The organism is Bacteroidales bacterium (genome assembly GCA_014860585.1).
Taxonomy (GTDB): domain Bacteria; phylum Bacteroidota; class Bacteroidia; order Bacteroidales; family 4484-276; genus RZYY01.
Window position 1 is genome coordinate 17329 of sequence record JACZJL010000031.1, and the last position, 13452, is coordinate 30780.

Annotated in this window: 28 protein-coding genes; all 28 read right to left on the bottom strand. The window is 42.4% G+C overall.

Annotation, left to right across the window (positions count from 1 at the left end):
- Positions 1–29: 29 nt before the first annotated feature.
- The 28 genes from rpsD to rpsJ all read right to left on the bottom strand — a co-directional run bounded on the left by rpsD (position 30) and on the right by rpsJ (position 13445).
- Positions 30–638 (bottom strand): 30S ribosomal protein S4, encoded by a 609-nt coding sequence (rpsD, locus tag IH598_03475; protein MBE0637558.1) that lies wholly within the window; start codon positions 636–638, stop codon positions 30–32.
- A gap of 34 nt (positions 639–672) precedes the next feature.
- Positions 673–1071, bottom strand: coding sequence for a 30S ribosomal protein S11 (rpsK, locus tag IH598_03480; GenBank protein MBE0637559.1), 399 nt, complete (start codon positions 1069–1071; stop codon positions 673–675).
- Between the two features lie 64 nt (positions 1072–1135).
- On the bottom strand, positions 1136–1516 hold the full coding sequence (gene rpsM, locus IH598_03485; protein ID MBE0637560.1) for a 30S ribosomal protein S13: 381 nt from the start codon (positions 1514–1516) through the stop codon (positions 1136–1138).
- A 24-nt stretch (positions 1517–1540) separates the two neighbouring features.
- A complete protein-coding gene (gene rpmJ / locus IH598_03490; protein MBE0637561.1) occupies positions 1541–1657 on the bottom strand; it encodes a 50S ribosomal protein L36 in 117 nt (38 codons plus the stop codon).
- A 9-nt stretch (positions 1658–1666) separates the two neighbouring features.
- Entirely contained in the window at positions 1667–1885 is a 219-nt protein-coding gene (gene infA, locus IH598_03495; protein MBE0637562.1) for a translation initiation factor IF-1, read from the bottom strand.
- Positions 1886–1903: 18 nt separating this feature from the next.
- Positions 1904–2686: a type I methionyl aminopeptidase gene (gene map / locus IH598_03500; protein MBE0637563.1), complete on the bottom strand. Its 783-nt coding sequence runs from the start codon at positions 2684–2686 to the stop codon at positions 1904–1906.
- 29 nt (positions 2687–2715) lie between these two features.
- Entirely contained in the window at positions 2716–4071 is a 1356-nt protein-coding gene (secY, locus tag IH598_03505; GenBank protein ID MBE0637564.1) for a preprotein translocase subunit SecY, read from the bottom strand.
- A 6-nt stretch (positions 4072–4077) separates the two neighbouring features.
- Entirely contained in the window at positions 4078–4524 is a 447-nt protein-coding gene (gene rplO / locus IH598_03510) for a 50S ribosomal protein L15 (protein ID MBE0637565.1), read from the bottom strand.
- 23 nt (positions 4525–4547) lie between these two features.
- Positions 4548–4727: a 50S ribosomal protein L30 gene (rpmD, locus tag IH598_03515; protein MBE0637566.1), complete on the bottom strand. Its 180-nt coding sequence runs from the start codon at positions 4725–4727 to the stop codon at positions 4548–4550.
- 13 nt (positions 4728–4740) lie between these two features.
- On the bottom strand, positions 4741–5259 hold the full coding sequence (rpsE, locus tag IH598_03520) for a 30S ribosomal protein S5 (protein MBE0637567.1): 519 nt from the start codon (positions 5257–5259) through the stop codon (positions 4741–4743).
- Positions 5260–5266: 7 nt separating this feature from the next.
- Complete coding sequence (rplR, locus tag IH598_03525) at positions 5267–5629, bottom strand: 50S ribosomal protein L18 (protein ID MBE0637568.1); 363 nt, start codon at positions 5627–5629, stop codon at positions 5267–5269.
- A gap of 49 nt (positions 5630–5678) precedes the next feature.
- On the bottom strand, positions 5679–6233 hold the full coding sequence (gene rplF, locus IH598_03530; protein ID MBE0637569.1) for a 50S ribosomal protein L6: 555 nt from the start codon (positions 6231–6233) through the stop codon (positions 5679–5681).
- Positions 6234–6247: 14 nt separating this feature from the next.
- The gene (rpsH, locus tag IH598_03535; GenBank protein ID MBE0637570.1) at positions 6248–6646 is read right to left on the bottom strand and encodes a 30S ribosomal protein S8; all 399 of its coding nucleotides are present in this window, start codon (positions 6644–6646) and stop codon (positions 6248–6250) included.
- 37 nt (positions 6647–6683) lie between these two features.
- The gene (gene rpsN, locus IH598_03540; protein ID MBE0637571.1) at positions 6684–6953 is read right to left on the bottom strand and encodes a 30S ribosomal protein S14; all 270 of its coding nucleotides are present in this window, start codon (positions 6951–6953) and stop codon (positions 6684–6686) included.
- A 7-nt stretch (positions 6954–6960) separates the two neighbouring features.
- A complete protein-coding gene (gene rplE, locus IH598_03545; GenBank protein ID MBE0637572.1) occupies positions 6961–7518 on the bottom strand; it encodes a 50S ribosomal protein L5 in 558 nt (185 codons plus the stop codon).
- Entirely contained in the window at positions 7518–7829 is a 312-nt protein-coding gene (gene rplX, locus IH598_03550; protein ID MBE0637573.1) for a 50S ribosomal protein L24, read from the bottom strand. Before rplX ends, rplE begins: the two co-directional genes overlap by 1 nt.
- A gap of 28 nt (positions 7830–7857) precedes the next feature.
- The gene (gene rplN, locus IH598_03555) at positions 7858–8226 is read right to left on the bottom strand and encodes a 50S ribosomal protein L14 (GenBank protein MBE0637574.1); all 369 of its coding nucleotides are present in this window, start codon (positions 8224–8226) and stop codon (positions 7858–7860) included.
- Between the two features lie 2 nt (positions 8227–8228).
- On the bottom strand, positions 8229–8495 hold the full coding sequence (gene rpsQ / locus IH598_03560; GenBank protein ID MBE0637575.1) for a 30S ribosomal protein S17: 267 nt from the start codon (positions 8493–8495) through the stop codon (positions 8229–8231).
- A gap of 9 nt (positions 8496–8504) precedes the next feature.
- Positions 8505–8708, bottom strand: coding sequence for a 50S ribosomal protein L29 (gene rpmC / locus IH598_03565; GenBank protein MBE0637576.1), 204 nt, complete (start codon positions 8706–8708; stop codon positions 8505–8507).
- Between the two features lie 13 nt (positions 8709–8721).
- Entirely contained in the window at positions 8722–9141 is a 420-nt protein-coding gene (gene rplP / locus IH598_03570; GenBank protein ID MBE0637577.1) for a 50S ribosomal protein L16, read from the bottom strand.
- Positions 9142–9179: 38 nt separating this feature from the next.
- Positions 9180–9914, bottom strand: coding sequence for a 30S ribosomal protein S3 (rpsC, locus tag IH598_03575; GenBank protein MBE0637578.1), 735 nt, complete (start codon positions 9912–9914; stop codon positions 9180–9182).
- A gap of 26 nt (positions 9915–9940) precedes the next feature.
- Positions 9941–10378, bottom strand: a complete 438-nt coding sequence (gene rplV, locus IH598_03580; protein ID MBE0637579.1) for a 50S ribosomal protein L22 — start codon at positions 10376–10378, stop codon at positions 9941–9943.
- Positions 10379–10390: 12 nt separating this feature from the next.
- Positions 10391–10669, bottom strand: coding sequence for a 30S ribosomal protein S19 (rpsS, locus tag IH598_03585; protein MBE0637580.1), 279 nt, complete (start codon positions 10667–10669; stop codon positions 10391–10393).
- Positions 10670–10688: 19 nt separating this feature from the next.
- Positions 10689–11513, bottom strand: coding sequence for a 50S ribosomal protein L2 (gene rplB / locus IH598_03590; protein MBE0637581.1), 825 nt, complete (start codon positions 11511–11513; stop codon positions 10689–10691).
- A 5-nt stretch (positions 11514–11518) separates the two neighbouring features.
- Positions 11519–11809 (bottom strand): 50S ribosomal protein L23, encoded by a 291-nt coding sequence (gene rplW / locus IH598_03595; GenBank protein ID MBE0637582.1) that lies wholly within the window; start codon positions 11807–11809, stop codon positions 11519–11521.
- 32 nt (positions 11810–11841) lie between these two features.
- Complete coding sequence (gene rplD, locus IH598_03600; GenBank protein MBE0637583.1) at positions 11842–12471, bottom strand: 50S ribosomal protein L4; 630 nt, start codon at positions 12469–12471, stop codon at positions 11842–11844.
- Positions 12462–13091, bottom strand: coding sequence for a 50S ribosomal protein L3 (gene rplC, locus IH598_03605; GenBank protein ID MBE0637584.1), 630 nt, complete (start codon positions 13089–13091; stop codon positions 12462–12464). Before rplC ends, rplD begins: the two co-directional genes overlap by 10 nt.
- Positions 13092–13139: 48 nt before the next feature.
- Positions 13140–13445, bottom strand: coding sequence for a 30S ribosomal protein S10 (gene rpsJ, locus IH598_03610; GenBank protein MBE0637585.1), 306 nt, complete (start codon positions 13443–13445; stop codon positions 13140–13142).
- Between the last annotated feature and the right edge of the window lie 7 nt (positions 13446–13452).

Below are 13452 nucleotides of genomic sequence, written 5' to 3' on the forward strand. Positions count from 1 at the left end.
CCTTTAGGTTTGCAAATAATTGATGGGTGTTATTTTGAATAAAGCTCAACGATCACCTGTTCGTTGATGTTTTCTGGTATTTCGTCCCTTTGCGGGTAGTTAAGTACTTTACCGGCCACTTTGTCCTGATCCCATTCAAGCCAGGGCAAAAGCGAACGACGCGATGCCAGGGAATCGGTAATCACTTCGAGTGTTTTTGACCTTTCGCGAACACCAACCACAAACCCGGGTTTTACTGCATAAGATGGTACGTTGACTACCTCGCCGTTAACTGTGATGTGACGATGTGACACGAGTTGACGCGCAGCAGCACGGGTTGGAGCTATTCCAAGGCGGAAAACAACATTGTCAAGACGGGTCTCGATAAGTTGCAGCAACACTTCCCCTGTGATACCTGCTTTCTTGCGGCTGGCCTTTTCGAATGTATTACGGAACTGACGCTCCAGGATACCGTAAGTATATTTGGCTTTTTGCTTTTCGGCTAACTGAATACCGTACTCAGTAGGTTTTTTGCGTTTTTTGTTCAAACCATGCTGTCCCGGTGGATAGTTCTTTTTTTCAAAATTCTTATCTGATCCGAAGAGCTGTTCTCCAAATTTTCTTGAAATCTTTGTTTTTGGCCCAATGTATCTTGCCATTTCTATGTAAAATTTAATTGATAAACAATAATAATTAAACCCTTCTGCGTTTTGGCGGACGGCATCCGTTGTGTGGCAATGGGGTGATGTCGTTAATTTCGAGCACCTCAATACCAGCAGAGTGGATGGTTCTGATCGCAGATTCTCTTCCGGCGCCAGGTCCTTTAACGAACACCTTCACCTTACGTAAACCCAGATCGTATGCAACCTTTGAGCAATCTTCGGCGGCGGTTTGGGCAGCATATGGGGTGTTTTTCTTTGAGCCTCTGAATCCCATTTTTCCGGCTGATGACCACGAGATAACCTGACCGTCGTTGTTGGCGAGGGTTACGATAATGTTGTTAAAGGAAGCGTTGATGAAGGCTTTACCCTGGGTATCAACTTTAACAATCCGTTTCTTCGTGGTTTTACTTGTTTTCGATGTTTTTGCCATATTCTATTTTCCTTGATGACTTTAATTATGCAACGTAACCAAAAGGTTGACAAGATGCGATGAATTAGCCTTTTGGTGCTTTCTTTTTGTTTGCAACGGTTTTTTTCCTTCCTTTACGGGTACGGGCATTGTTTTTTGTTGACTGTCCTCTGAGTGGCAGGCCAAGACGATGGCGGATACCGCGGTAACAGCCAATGTCCATCAAACGCTTGATGTTTGTTTGTGTTTCGGAGCGCAGTGCACCTTCCACTTTGTAATCATCGCTGATGAGCGCTCTGATGCTGTTTTGTTCGTCATCAGTCCAATCCTGTACCTTTTTATTCACATCAACACTTGCTCTGCCAAGGATTTCCGTTGCCAGGCTTCTGCCGATACCATGAATATAGGTCAGACCAATTACGCCCCGCTTATTTTTTGGTAAATCAATACCTGCAATACGTGCCATAGTAATTTATCTGTTTAATTATTATTAACCTTGTCTTTGTTTGTACTTTGGATTCTTTTTGTTAATCACGTACAATCTCCCTTTACGACGGACAATCTTGCAGTCCGGTGTTCTCGTTTTTACTGATGCTCTTACTTTCATTGCTATCAATTATTTGTATCTGAATGTAATACGACCTTTCGATAAATCATAAGGCGACATGGCTATCTTCACACGGTCGCCAGGTAGAATTTTTATGTAATGCATCCGCATCTTGCCGGAGATGTGAGCAATGATCACGTGCCCGTTCTCAAGTTCGACCCGGAACATCGCATTTCCCAGCGATTCAATTACTGTTCCGTCCTGTTCTATTAATGCCTGCTTTGCCATTCGCAAAAAATACTGTTACTAATTATTTTTACTCTTTAAAACTTCTTCAATAAAATCAAATGTTGATAAAATCTCCGCTTTGCCTCTGCGAATCACCACATCATGTTCGTAATGCGCAGAAGGCTTATGGTCTGAAGTCCTGATCGTCCATCCATCCTTATCCTGGTAAACATTTTTTACTCCCAGGTTGATCATCGGTTCGATTGCAAGCACCATTCCGACCTTTAATTCCTTGCCGTTACCACGTCGTCCATAGTTTGGAACTTCAGGTTTCTCATGAAGTGCCCTGCCAAGGCCGTGTCCAACTAAATCACGAACCACTGTGTAGCCAAAACTTTCGACGTGATGCTGCACTGCGTATCCGATGTCGCCAATCCTGTTACCTGCAATTGCTGATTCGATAGCAAGGTAGAGTGACTCCTTTGTTCGATGCATGAGCAACAAAATCTCATTATCAACTTCACCAACGGCAAATGTATAGGCAGAGTCGCCAAAAAATCCGTTTTTTTTCACTCCACAATCAATTGAGATAATGTCACCCTCTTTTAGCACGTATCCTCCCGGAATACCATGCACTACCACTTCGTTTACAGAGGTGCAGAGTGTTGCCGGAAATCCATGATAACCTTTAAAACCAGGTTCTCCATGATGGTCACGAATAAACTCTTCTGCAATCTTATCCAACTTTCCGGTAGTTACTCCGGGTGCAATAAACCTGGCAACTTCAGCAAGCGTTTTACCAACAAGTAAAGAACTTTCGCGTATTAATTCTATCTCTTCTTCGGTCTTCAAATGAATCATTTCCGGAAATTTTCAGGAGGGTTAAGAACTTACATTCCTGATCTTCCCTTAATCCTTCCAGATTTGGTCAATCCATCATAGTGACGCATTAAGAGATGACTGTTGATCTGGTCTAATGTATCGAGTACAACCCCAACCAGAATCAAAAGGGAGGTACCACCGTAGAATTGCGCAAACTGCTGACTGACACCGGCAAGACCTACAAATGCAGGCATAATGGCAACCAGTCCGAGGAATAATGACCCCGGTAAAGTAATTCGCGACATTACATTATCAATAAATTCGGCAGTTTTTCTTCCTGGTTTGATACCCGGGATAAAACCACCGTTCTTTTTCATATCATCAGCCATTTGGTTAGGATTAACCGTGATGGCAGTATAGAAGTAAGTAAACAACACAATCATGATAAAGAAAGTGAAGTTGTACCAGAAACCGGTGAAATCAGTAAATACTGAAGCAAAACCGGTCAGCGCATCACTTTGTGCATATTGGGCCAGCGTGAGCGGCAGGAACATAATTGCTTGTGCAAAAATGATCGGCATTACTCCGGCAGCATTCACTTTCAAAGGTATGTACTGACGAACTCCTCCATATTGTTTATTACCTACCACCCGCTTGGCATATTGCACCGGGATTCGGCGGGTCCCCTGTACCAGGAGAATAGTCAACAGGATCACTCCGACAAGAACGATAATTTCAACAATAAAAATTACAAGTCCACCACCCTGCTCCTCAAGTCTTGAAACAAATTCGGCAAACAATGAGAATGGTAACCTTGCGATGATTCCGATCATAATGATGATTGAAATACCATTACCAATACCTTTATCTGTAATACGCTCACCCAGCCACATTACGAACAATGAACCTGCGGTAAGCATAATGATTGAGGAAATGCCAAAGAATGAAAAGACCGAATGCGAGGAAGTTGCCGGATCAAAAGGATAAATGGCTTCCGGTGGAAGTTGCATTACCAGGTTAGCGATGTAGGCCGGCGACTGGAAAATAAGAATAATTACTGTCAAATACCTTGTGATCTGGTTGATTTTCCGACGGCCACTCTCCCCTTCCTTCTGCAATCGCTGGAAATATGGTATGGCCATTCCAAGCAACTGCACAACGATGGATGCCGAAATGTAGGGCATGATACCAAGCGCAAAAATGGAAGCATTGGAAAATGCACCTCCTGAAAACATATTGAGCAATCCGAGTAAACCAGAGGATGCCTGTTGCTGCAAAGAGCTAAGCATGGCCGGGTCAACACCGGGTAACACAATAAAAGAACCTAAACGATACAACAGGATAATACCTAAGGTATAGGCTATCCTGGTTCTCAGGTCCTCAATCTTATAAATATTCTGAATGGTTTCTATAAATTTTTTCATCAAGAATTAGATTTTTGTTGCAACACCTCCCTGGTCCTCTATTGCTTTAATTGCTGATTTTGAAAAAGCATGCGCTTTCACTTCGATGGTGGTTTTCAACTCGCCTCTTCCCAACACCTTGATCAGGTCTTTCTTTTGGGCGAGGCCATTGTTGAATAACACATCGAGGTCGAAAACGGTGATGTTTTTCTCGTCAACAAGCTTTTGAAGTGCATCGAGGTTGATACCACGATATTCTACACGGTTAATATTTTTGAAGCCGCCTTTGGGAATACGACGATACAATGGCATCTGTCCACCTTCAAAACCGGCTTTAGATTTATAGCCTGATCTTGATCTGGCGCCCTTGTGACCTCTGGTGGAGGTTCCGCCCCTACCCGATCCCTGTCCGCGACCTATTCTTTTTCTGTTCTTTGTTGAACCTTCTGCTGGTTTCAGATTTGATAAATCCATCGTTTTAAGAATGTTTGCAAAGTTTATACGTTTTCAACTACAAGTAAATGTTTTACTTTATCAACCATACCCAGTATCTGGGGGGTTGCTTCGTGCTCAACTACCTTATTCAGTTTGGTCAGACCAAGTGCCTGCAAGGTTAGTTTTTGCTTCGACGGGCGACCGATGCCGCTTCTCACCAATTTTACTCTGATCTTGCTCATTATTTATCCTTGATTAACCGTTAAATACTTTTTCAAGACTTACACCCCTTACCTGCGCAACGGTGTATGGATCGCGCATTTTCATCAAAGCGTCTATCGTAGCTTTGACAACGCTATGCGGGTTAGACGAACCTTTAGACTTGGCCAGCACGTCTTTTACACCGACACTTTCCAGAACGGCCCTCATGGCTCCTCCGGCAATTACCCCGGTTCCTGCCGCAGCTGGCTTCATAAATATCTTCGCTCCGCTGTATTTTCCCATTCCTTCGTGTGGCAAAGTCCCATTGAGGATGGGTACACTGATCAGGTTCTTTTTTGCATCATCAATTCCTTTGGCAATAGCAGCAGTAACCTCTTTAGCTTTTCCTAAGCCATAACCAACTACGCCCTGCTCATTTCCAACAACTACGATTGCAGAAAAACTGAATGTTCTACCTCCTTTGGTTACTTTTGTAACTCTCTGGATATGAACAAGCTTGTCTTTAAATTCGATTTCGCTTGATTTTACTCTCTTTACGTTTACGTTTGCCATAGTTTAATTAAAATTTTAGACCTGCGGCTCTTGCTGCATCAGCGAGAGTTTTAATTCGGCCATGATACAAATATCCATTCCTGTCGAAAACAACGGTTTCGATACCGGCCTCTGTGGCTTTTTTAGCAACCAGGGTTCCTACCCGTTTAGCCTGCTCGATCTTGGTCATCTTTTCCTTCTCAAAATCTTTGTTTATCGAAGAGGCAGAAACCAACGTTTTGTTATTCAGATCATCAATTAACTGAGCATAAATCTCTTTGTTGCTTCTGAACACGGTCATTCTTGGCTTTTGGGAGGTTCCAAAAACACCTTTTCTGATCCGCATTTTGATCCGAAATCTTCTGTATTTCTTTTTGTCTTTAATTGCCATTTTCTCAATGGGTTTTATCTTATTTGATAAACTTATTTAACTCAATGTTCTATTTAGCTGAAGCTTTACCAGACTTGCGCTTAATCTCTTCGCCTCTGTATTTAATACCTTTACCCTTGTATGGTTCGGGTTTACGCAGTGAGCGCAATTTGGCAGCAATTTGTCCAACAAGTTGCTTATCGTGTGAGGTCAGCGTAATGATTGGGTTTTTACTTCTTTCGGTGACCGTTTCGACTTTGACCTCATTAGGCATCAGCACCACAACGTTGTGGGAGAATCCCAATGAAAGTTCTAACGCTCTTCCGGTAGCTGTAGCTTTGTAACCAACACCTACAAGCTCCTGCTCAATCTTATAGCCTTCAGAAACTCCATGAACCATGTTGGAGAGTAATGAACGGTAGAGACCGTGCATTGATTTGTGCCTCTTTTGTTCTGTTGGGCGCTGCACGTGTATGGTGTTGCCTTCAACTTTTACAGTTATATCCGGATGAACCTGCTGTTCGAGTGTTCCGAGCTTACCTTTTACTGTAACAAGGTTTTTGTCGGATACTTTGACTTCGACGCCTGCGGGGATATTTACCGGTAATTTTCCTATTCGTGACATTTTATTCTCCTTCCTTAGCTGATGTAACAAATTACTTCACCGCCAACATTCTGTTTCCTGGCTTCTTTATCGGTCATCAATCCTGATGATGTACTGATGATTGCAACACCGAGTCCGTTTAAAACTCTCGGCAATTCATCTACACCAACGAATTTACGCAGTCCGGGACGGCTCACTCTTTTCAAAGTGTTGATTGCCGGAAGTTTGGTAACGGGGTGATACTTTAATGCGATTTTTATCACAGGAGGAAATTGATCATCAACAAACTTATAGTTCAGGATGTATCCTTTCTCGAAGAGGATCTTGGTGATCTCTTTCTTCATGTTTGATGAAGGAATTTCCACAATACGATGGCCGGCCATTATGGCGTTCCTGACTCTTGTGATATAATCTGAAATGGGATCAGTTAACATATTTCCTTGATTAATTATTTATTTTCTAATGCTGATTTTACCAACTTGCTTTCTTTACGCCCGGGATTAGTCCTTTCAGCGCCATTTCACGGAAATTGATACGTGAAATTCCGAAATGCCTCATGTAACCTTTTGGCCGGCCGGTAAGCTGGCAACGATTGTGAAGACGTATCGGGCAAGCATTTTTAGGGATTCTCTGCAGCCCTTCATAATCTCCGGCTGCCAAAAGTGCTGCACGTTTCTCCGCGTATTTGTCAACGAGTGCTTTCCTCTTGACTTCTCTGGCTTTCATTGATTCTTTTGCCATAGATCAGTTATAATTTTTGATTTTTAAATGGTAGTCCGAATTCTTTGAGCAAAGCAAGTGATTCTTTATCGTTGCTGGCTGAAGTAACGAAAGTAATGTCCATCCCGTTGATCTTGGTAATCTTGTCGATGTTGATCTCCGGGAAAATGATCTGTTCAGTTACACCGAGTGTGTAATTGCCTCTGCCGTCGAAACCTTTATCGTTAATGCCTTTGAAGTCTCTCACACGTGGTATCGAAACCGAGATCAGACGATCAAGAAATTCATACATCATATTACCGCGCAGAGTCACTTTAACACCTATGGGCATTCCTTTTCTGAGTTTGAAGTTGGAGATGTCCTTTTTCGATTTTGTAGCAACAGCTTTTTGACCTGTGATCATCGACATTTCGGAAAGTCCGGAATCGATCAGTTTTTTGTCGGCGATAGCATCGCCAAGTCCCTGATTAACTACTATCTTAAGTAGTCTGGGTACTTGCATCGGGCTTTTAAACTCAAACTGCTTCAATAATGCAGGATGAATTTCGCCACGATATTTCTCCTTTAGTCTTGGTACGTAACTCATTATTTAATTACCTCCCCTGATTTTTTAGAATAGCGAACCAGTTTATTTTTCTTTTCATCCATTTTGCGTCCAACGCGTGAAGCCTTTCCAGAGCCGTCAACAATCATCAGATTTGAAACATGGATTGGCGATGCTTTTTTAACAATCCCGCCTTGAGGATTATCTTTGTTTGGTTTGGTGTGCTTGCTTACCATTTTAACTCCTTCAACAATGGCTGTCTTCTTGTCAGAGTCAACCACAAGAATTTTCCCTTTTTGTCCTCTGGAATCGCCTGAGAGCACCAAAACGTTATCGCCTTTTTTAATATGCAGTTTTTGCTTTTTCATCATTGTTCAATATTTAAAGCACTTCGGGTGCGAGTGAAACAATCTTCATGTATTGTTTTTCCCTTAATTCGCGGGCAACAGGTCCGAAGATACGTGTTCCGGACATTTCTCCAGCATTGTTCAGCAATACAACGGCGTTGTCGTCGAAGCGGATGTAGCTGCCGTCGGGACGGCGTATTTCTTTCTTGGTTCGCACAACCACAGCCTTTGACACAGTACCTTTTTTAATATTTCCTGAAGGAATGGCACTTTTCACGCTAACCACAATGGTATCGCCAATGGAGGCATAGCGCCTGTGCGTGCCGCCAAGAAGGCTGATACACAACACTGTTTTTGCTCCACTATTGTCGGCAACTGTTAATCTTGATTCTTTCTGTATCATGACTATTTAGCTCTTTCGATAATTTCGGTTAATCTCCAACACTTATTTTTGCTCAATGGCCTGGTTTCGCTAATGCGCACGGTATCGCCGATGTTGCATTCATTGTTATCATCCTGGGCCATCAGACGGGTACTTTTATGGACAAATTTTCCATAAATCGGGTGTTTCACCCGGCGGTCAACCTGAACGATGATGGTTTTCTCCATCTTGTTACTTACTACCAGACCGGTTCTTTCTTTCCGTAATGGTCTTGTTAATTTATCTTCCATTATGCTGAATTATTTTAATTTTCCTTCAAGTTGTCTTTTTCGAATTTCTGTTTTCAACCGTGCTACAGTTCTGCGGTAATAAACAATCTTTTGTGGATTTTCCAGATCTGATACCGCATGATTCAACTTAAGCCTGGAGAGTTGTTTTAATTCCTCTTCTAATCTTTCGAGTAAATCATCATTTGACAATTCTATTATAACAGTTTGTTTCATTGCTATTCAGGTATTATTCTACGTAATCATTTCTGACGACAAATTTAGTGGCTACCGGCAATTTCTGGGCAGCAAGTCTCAAAGCTTCCTTGGCAACGGCCAATGGTACGCCATCGGCTTCGAACAATATGCGTCCGGGAGTGACCGGGGCAACAAAGTATTCGGGGGCGCCTTTTCCTTTTCCCATACGCACTTCAGCAGGTTTCTTGGTCACTGGTTTATCCGGGAATATTTTAATCCAGATTTGGCCTTCACGTTTCATGTAACGTGTTACTGCCTGACGGGCAGATTCGATCTGTCGTCCTGTGAGCCAGGCCTCTTCCATGGTTTTGATACCGAAAGAACCATAAGCAAGTTCATGGCCCCGTTGAGCATTTCCTTTCATCTTGCCCTTTTGCTGCTTTCTGTATTTAGTTTTCTTTGGCTGTAACATTATTTCTATGTATTATGTTAGTCAGAGTATTATGATTTTTATTTCTCGTTGAACCTTGCTTTTGCCCTTGGACGACGTCCGGGAGCTGGACCGACTGAAATTCCTTTTGGTTTCTTTTCACTTCCGGTCATTGGAACAAGGTCGATTTTTTCAAATATTTCGCCTTTGCAAATCCAAACCTTAATTCCAATCCGTCCGTAAGTTGTGTGCGCCTCGGCGTGTGCGTAGTCAATGTCGGCTCTTAAAGTATGTAATGGTGTACGACCTTCTTTATACATCTCATTACGAGCCATTTCAGCACCTCCTAACCTTCCGCTAATCAACACTTTGATACCTTCCGCACCGATTCTCATTGTGGAGGCTACCGATGTTTTGATGGCTCTGCGGAATGAAATACGTCCTTCGATCTGTCTGGCTATGTTGTTGGCCACCAAATTAGCATCCAACTCCGGACGTTTGATTTCTGAAATATTGATTTGAATTTCCTTACCTGTAAGTTTTTTCAGCTCCTCTTTCAGCTTATCAACTTCCTGTCCGCCTTTCCCGATGATAATACCAGGTCGTGCTGTATGAATGGTAACTGTTACAAGTTTAAGTGTACGCTCGATCATTATTTTCGAAACGCCGGCTTTCGAAAGACGGGCTAACAGGTATTTTCTGATCTTGTCATCTTCGATCAGCTTTTCGCTGAAGTTTTTTCCGCCATACCAGTTGGAATCCCATCCTTTGATAATGCCTAACCTAAGACCTATTGGATTAGTTTTTTGTCCCATTAAGTATTGAAATATTGATGATTACTTTATTTTTCTGTTTGAATGTTTTCTACTTCCTGAACTTCCGGTTTGTTGCGGCTGTCCAGCACTAAGGTAACGTGATTCGAACGCTTTCTGATTCTGTGAGCACGTCCCTGGGGAGCAGGCCTTATCCGTTTGAGCTGTCGTGCGCTATCCACCATAATGGATTTCACGTACAGGTTATTCTCCTCCATTCTGACTCCCTCATTTTTCACCTGCCAGTTGGCAATGGCCGAAAGCATGAGTTTGTAAAGTCTTCCTGAAGCCTCTTTCTGAGTGAATTTCAGAATATTGAGTGCAGCTTCAACATCTTTACCCCTGACAAGGTCGGCTACGAGCCTCATTTTCCTTGGCGATGTGGGGCAATTGTTCAGTTTTGCAATGTACAGAGTCTTTCTTGCCGACTTCCTCTCTTCTGCTGTATTATGTTTTCGTGTACCCATGATTTGATTCCTTTATTTTTTGCCTTTATCCTTTTTACCTGAATGACCTCTGAACTGACGTGTTGGTGCAAATTCACCAAGTTTATGACCTACCATATTTTCGGTTACATACACAGGTATAAATTTGTTCCCGTTGTGCACCGCAATGGTTAATCCGACAAAATCCGGGGAGATGATTGAAGCCCTTGACCAGGTTTTGATCACACTCTTTTTCTTGGATTCCTGTGCCTCAACAATTTTCTTTTCCAGCTTGAAATGGATATAAGGACCTTTTTTAAGCGAACGACTCATCTTATCTTTGATTTAAGAATTACTTTTTCCGTCTTTCAATAATGTATTTGCTCGAAGCTTTTTTCTTTGAACGTGTTTTATAGCCTTTTGCCGGTATCCCTTTTCTTGATCTTGGAATACCACCTGACGCTCTGCCTTCGCCACCACCCATGGGGTGATCTACCGGGTTCATTACAACACCCCTGGTACGAGGTCTGCGACCCAGCCAACGGCTTCGTCCTGCTTTTCCTGATACTTCAAGGTTGTGGTCCTGGTTGGATATGGTTCCTATGGTAGCCCTGCAAGCCTGGAGTATCATTCTTGTTTCGCCCGAAGGGAACCTGAGAATGGCAAATTTGCCGTCTCTTGACATCAACTGTGCATAGGAGCCTGCGCTTCTTGCTATCTTCCCACCTTGTCCTGGACGAAGTTCGATGTTATGAACCAGCGTTCCAAAAGGGACTTCACTCAGATAAAGTGTATTGCCGATATCGGGTGAAACTCCTTTTCCTGAAACAATGGTTTGTCCTACTTTTATTCCGGTTGGCGCCAGAATGTATCTTTTCTCTCCATCGGTGTAAGATACCAACGCAATACGTGCACTGCGGTTTGGATCGTACTCAACGGTCAGCACTTCGGCGGGCATTCCCTCTTTATCACGTTTGAAATCGATAATCCGGTATTTTTGCTTGTGACCACCACCCATGTAGCGCATGGTCATTCTACCACTATTATTTCTACCACCTGATCTCTTTTTAACTTCCAGCAAACTCTTTTCAGGTTTGTCGGTAGTAATATCATCAAACGCACTGATTACTTTGAAGCGCTGACTGGATGTTGTCGGTTTGAATTTTTTTAAAGCCATTTATCTTAAATATTGCTGTAAAAATCAATTTTTTCTCCACTGGCTACTTTAATTATAGCCTTTTTTAATGATGCAGTTCGGCCAACGATCACGCCTGATTTGGTATTTCGTGATTTGTTTTTGCCTGAATACCTGATCGTATTCACAGCTTCAACTTTAACTCCGTACAAGTCCTCAACAGCCTTTTTGATCTGCAGTTTATTGGCGGTTTTTTGAACGATAAAACCATACCTGTTCATCTTTTCGCCCACTTCGGTGAACTTCTCGGTTATAATCGGCCTGATTAGAATTTTCATGATTTATTCCTGTTTTGGATTAGGTCTATCAATTAGTTATTAAACATTTCCTCAACATCTTTAAGCGAACTTTCGAGGATCATGATCTGGTTTGCCTTGAGCACCTCATAAGTGTTGATGCTTTTGGCGTTCAGATGGGTAACGCTCCCAAGATTACGCGTTGAGAGGTAGATGTTGTTGTCCACACCGGGTGTCAGAAGCAACACTTTGGTATTATCTAACTTGAATGCTTTGAGCACTTCAAGGAAACTCTTCGTTTTGGGTTGATCAAAACTGAAATCTTCCAAAACCAGGATTTTTCCGTTTTCAGCTTTGTAACTCAATGCTGACTTACGTGCAAGGCGTTTGAGTTTTTTATTAAGCTTCATGACATAATCACGAGGTTGGGGGCCAAAAACACGACCTCCTCCTCTGAACAATGGGTTTTTAATGCTACCGGCACGTGCTCCACCGGTACCCTTTTGTTTCTTTAACTTACGCGTACTTCCAGCAATTTCGCCTCTTTGTTTTGATTTGGCCGTACCCTGGCGTTTGTTTGCCATGATTTGCTTCACATCGAGGTAGATGGCATGATCGTTTGGTTCAATTCCAAATACGGAATCGTCAAGCACGACAGTACGTTCTGTTTTTTCGCCGTTGATTTTATAAACTGTTAGCTCCATCTTTCTACGATTAAATATGATCCTATTGGTCCTGGAACCGATCCTTTGATTAATAATAAATTCTCTTCGGGGATGATCTTCATTATTTTGAGGTTGATCATCTTAACTCTGCTATGTCCGGTATGACCAGCCATGCGAATACCTTTAAAAACACGTGAAGGCCATGAAGATGCACCTACTGAACCAGGGGCTCTGAGACGGTTATGCTGACCATGTGTGGCTCCACCAACACCACTAAACCCATGCCTTTTGACAACGCCCTGGAAACCTTTACCTTTCGTAATACCAACCACATCAATAAATTCACCTTCGATAAATACATCAACGTTGACCTCTTCACCAAATGTTTTTTGATGACCCGGCTCAAACCTGGTAAACTCTCTTACTATCTTTTTAGGTGTAACACCTGCTTTCTTAAAATGACCAGCCAGGGGCTTGTTGGTATGCTTTTCCTTCTTGTCTTCGTAAGCAAGTTGAATGGCATCATAGCCATCAACCTCTTTTGTTTTTACCTGTGTTACCACACATGGACCTGCTTCAACGATGGTACATGGCACATTCTTGCCATTCTCATCAAAGATTCCGGTCATTCCAATTTTCTTTCCAATTATTCCTGACATTATTCGATAATGTTTTATGTTGCCAAATTAATCTTTCAATTCCTTAGATCAAACTTTTATTTCCACTTCAACACCACTGGGCAGCTCAAGTTTCATGAGGGCATCAATGGTTTTTGTAGTCGAACTGTAAATGTCAAGCAGCCTTTTGTAGGAGGAGAGCTCGAATTGCTCTCTTGATTTTTTGTTCACAAAAGTCGCACGGTTTACTGTAAAGATTTTCTTGTTTGTTGGCAGAGGTATAGGTCCGCTAACAACAGCTCCGGTAGTCTTCACAGTCTTGACGATCTTCTCGGCTGATTTATCCACCAGATTGTGATCGTATGACTTCAGTTTTATTCTTATCCTTTGACTCACTGTAAAT

What these genes read in the sequence shown, in the direction of transcription:
- rpsM (MBE0637560.1), bottom strand. Translation starts at nt 1,516, where the DNA reads ATGGCACGTATTGCAGGTATTGATTTACCAAAAAATAAGCGGGGCGTA.
- rpsN (MBE0637571.1), bottom strand. Translation starts at nt 6,953, where the DNA reads ATGGCAAAAGAATCAATGAAAGCCAGAGAAGTCAAGAGGAAAGCACTC.
- rplD (MBE0637583.1), bottom strand. Translation starts at nt 12,471, where the DNA reads ATGGAGCTAACAGTTTATAAAATCAACGGCGAAAAAACAGAACGTACT.
- rpsE (MBE0637567.1), bottom strand. Translation starts at nt 5,259, where the DNA reads ATGGCAAACGTAAACGTAAAGAGAGTAAAATCAAGCGAAATCGAATTT.
- rplO (MBE0637565.1), bottom strand. Translation starts at nt 4,524, where the DNA reads ATGGATTTATCAAATCTGAAACCAGCAGAAGGTTCAACAAAGAACAGA.
- rpsQ (MBE0637575.1), bottom strand. Translation starts at nt 8,495, where the DNA reads ATGGAAGATAAATTAACAAGACCATTACGGAAAGAAAGAACCGGTCTG.
- rplF (MBE0637569.1), bottom strand. Translation starts at nt 6,233, where the DNA reads ATGTCACGAATAGGAAAATTACCGGTAAATATCCCCGCAGGCGTCGAA.
- rplV (MBE0637579.1), bottom strand. Translation starts at nt 10,378, where the DNA reads ATGGGTACACGAAAACATAATACAGCAGAAGAGAGGAAGTCGGCAAGA.
- rpsS (MBE0637580.1), bottom strand. Translation starts at nt 10,669, where the DNA reads ATGAGTCGTTCGCTTAAAAAAGGTCCTTATATCCATTTCAAGCTGGAA.
- rpsH (MBE0637570.1), bottom strand. Translation starts at nt 6,646, where the DNA reads ATGTTAACTGATCCCATTTCAGATTATATCACAAGAGTCAGGAACGCC.
- secY (MBE0637564.1), bottom strand. Translation starts at nt 4,071, where the DNA reads ATGAAAAAATTTATAGAAACCATTCAGAATATTTATAAGATTGAGGAC.
- map (MBE0637563.1), bottom strand. Translation starts at nt 2,686, where the DNA reads ATGATTCATTTGAAGACCGAAGAAGAGATAGAATTAATACGCGAAAGT.
- rpmJ (MBE0637561.1), bottom strand. Translation starts at nt 1,657, where the DNA reads ATGAAAGTAAGAGCATCAGTAAAAACGAGAACACCGGACTGCAAGATT.
- infA (MBE0637562.1), bottom strand. Translation starts at nt 1,885, where the DNA reads ATGGCAAAGCAGGCATTAATAGAACAGGACGGAACAGTAATTGAATCG.
- rplP (MBE0637577.1), bottom strand. Translation starts at nt 9,141, where the DNA reads ATGTTACAGCCAAAGAAAACTAAATACAGAAAGCAGCAAAAGGGCAAG.
- rplN (MBE0637574.1), bottom strand. Translation starts at nt 8,226, where the DNA reads ATGATACAGAAAGAATCAAGATTAACAGTTGCCGACAATAGTGGAGCA.
- rplW (MBE0637582.1), bottom strand. Translation starts at nt 11,809, where the DNA reads ATGAAAATTCTAATCAGGCCGATTATAACCGAGAAGTTCACCGAAGTG.
- rpmC (MBE0637576.1), bottom strand. Translation starts at nt 8,708, where the DNA reads ATGAAACAAACTGTTATAATAGAATTGTCAAATGATGATTTACTCGAA.
- rplE (MBE0637572.1), bottom strand. Translation starts at nt 7,518, where the DNA reads ATGAGTTACGTACCAAGACTAAAGGAGAAATATCGTGGCGAAATTCAT.
- rplR (MBE0637568.1), bottom strand. Translation starts at nt 5,629, where the DNA reads ATGGCAATTAAAGACAAAAAGAAATACAGAAGATTTCGGATCAAAATG.
- rpmD (MBE0637566.1), bottom strand. Translation starts at nt 4,727, where the DNA reads ATGAGCAAGATCAGAGTAAAATTGGTGAGAAGCGGCATCGGTCGCCCG.
- rpsC (MBE0637578.1), bottom strand. Translation starts at nt 9,914, where the DNA reads ATGGGACAAAAAACTAATCCAATAGGTCTTAGGTTAGGCATTATCAAA.
- rpsD (MBE0637558.1), bottom strand. Translation starts at nt 638, where the DNA reads ATGGCAAGATACATTGGGCCAAAAACAAAGATTTCAAGAAAATTTGGA.
- rplC (MBE0637584.1), bottom strand. Translation starts at nt 13,091, where the DNA reads ATGTCAGGAATAATTGGAAAGAAAATTGGAATGACCGGAATCTTTGAT.
- rpsK (MBE0637559.1), bottom strand. Translation starts at nt 1,071, where the DNA reads ATGGCAAAAACATCGAAAACAAGTAAAACCACGAAGAAACGGATTGTT.
- rplB (MBE0637581.1), bottom strand. Translation starts at nt 11,513, where the DNA reads ATGGCTTTAAAAAAATTCAAACCGACAACATCCAGTCAGCGCTTCAAA.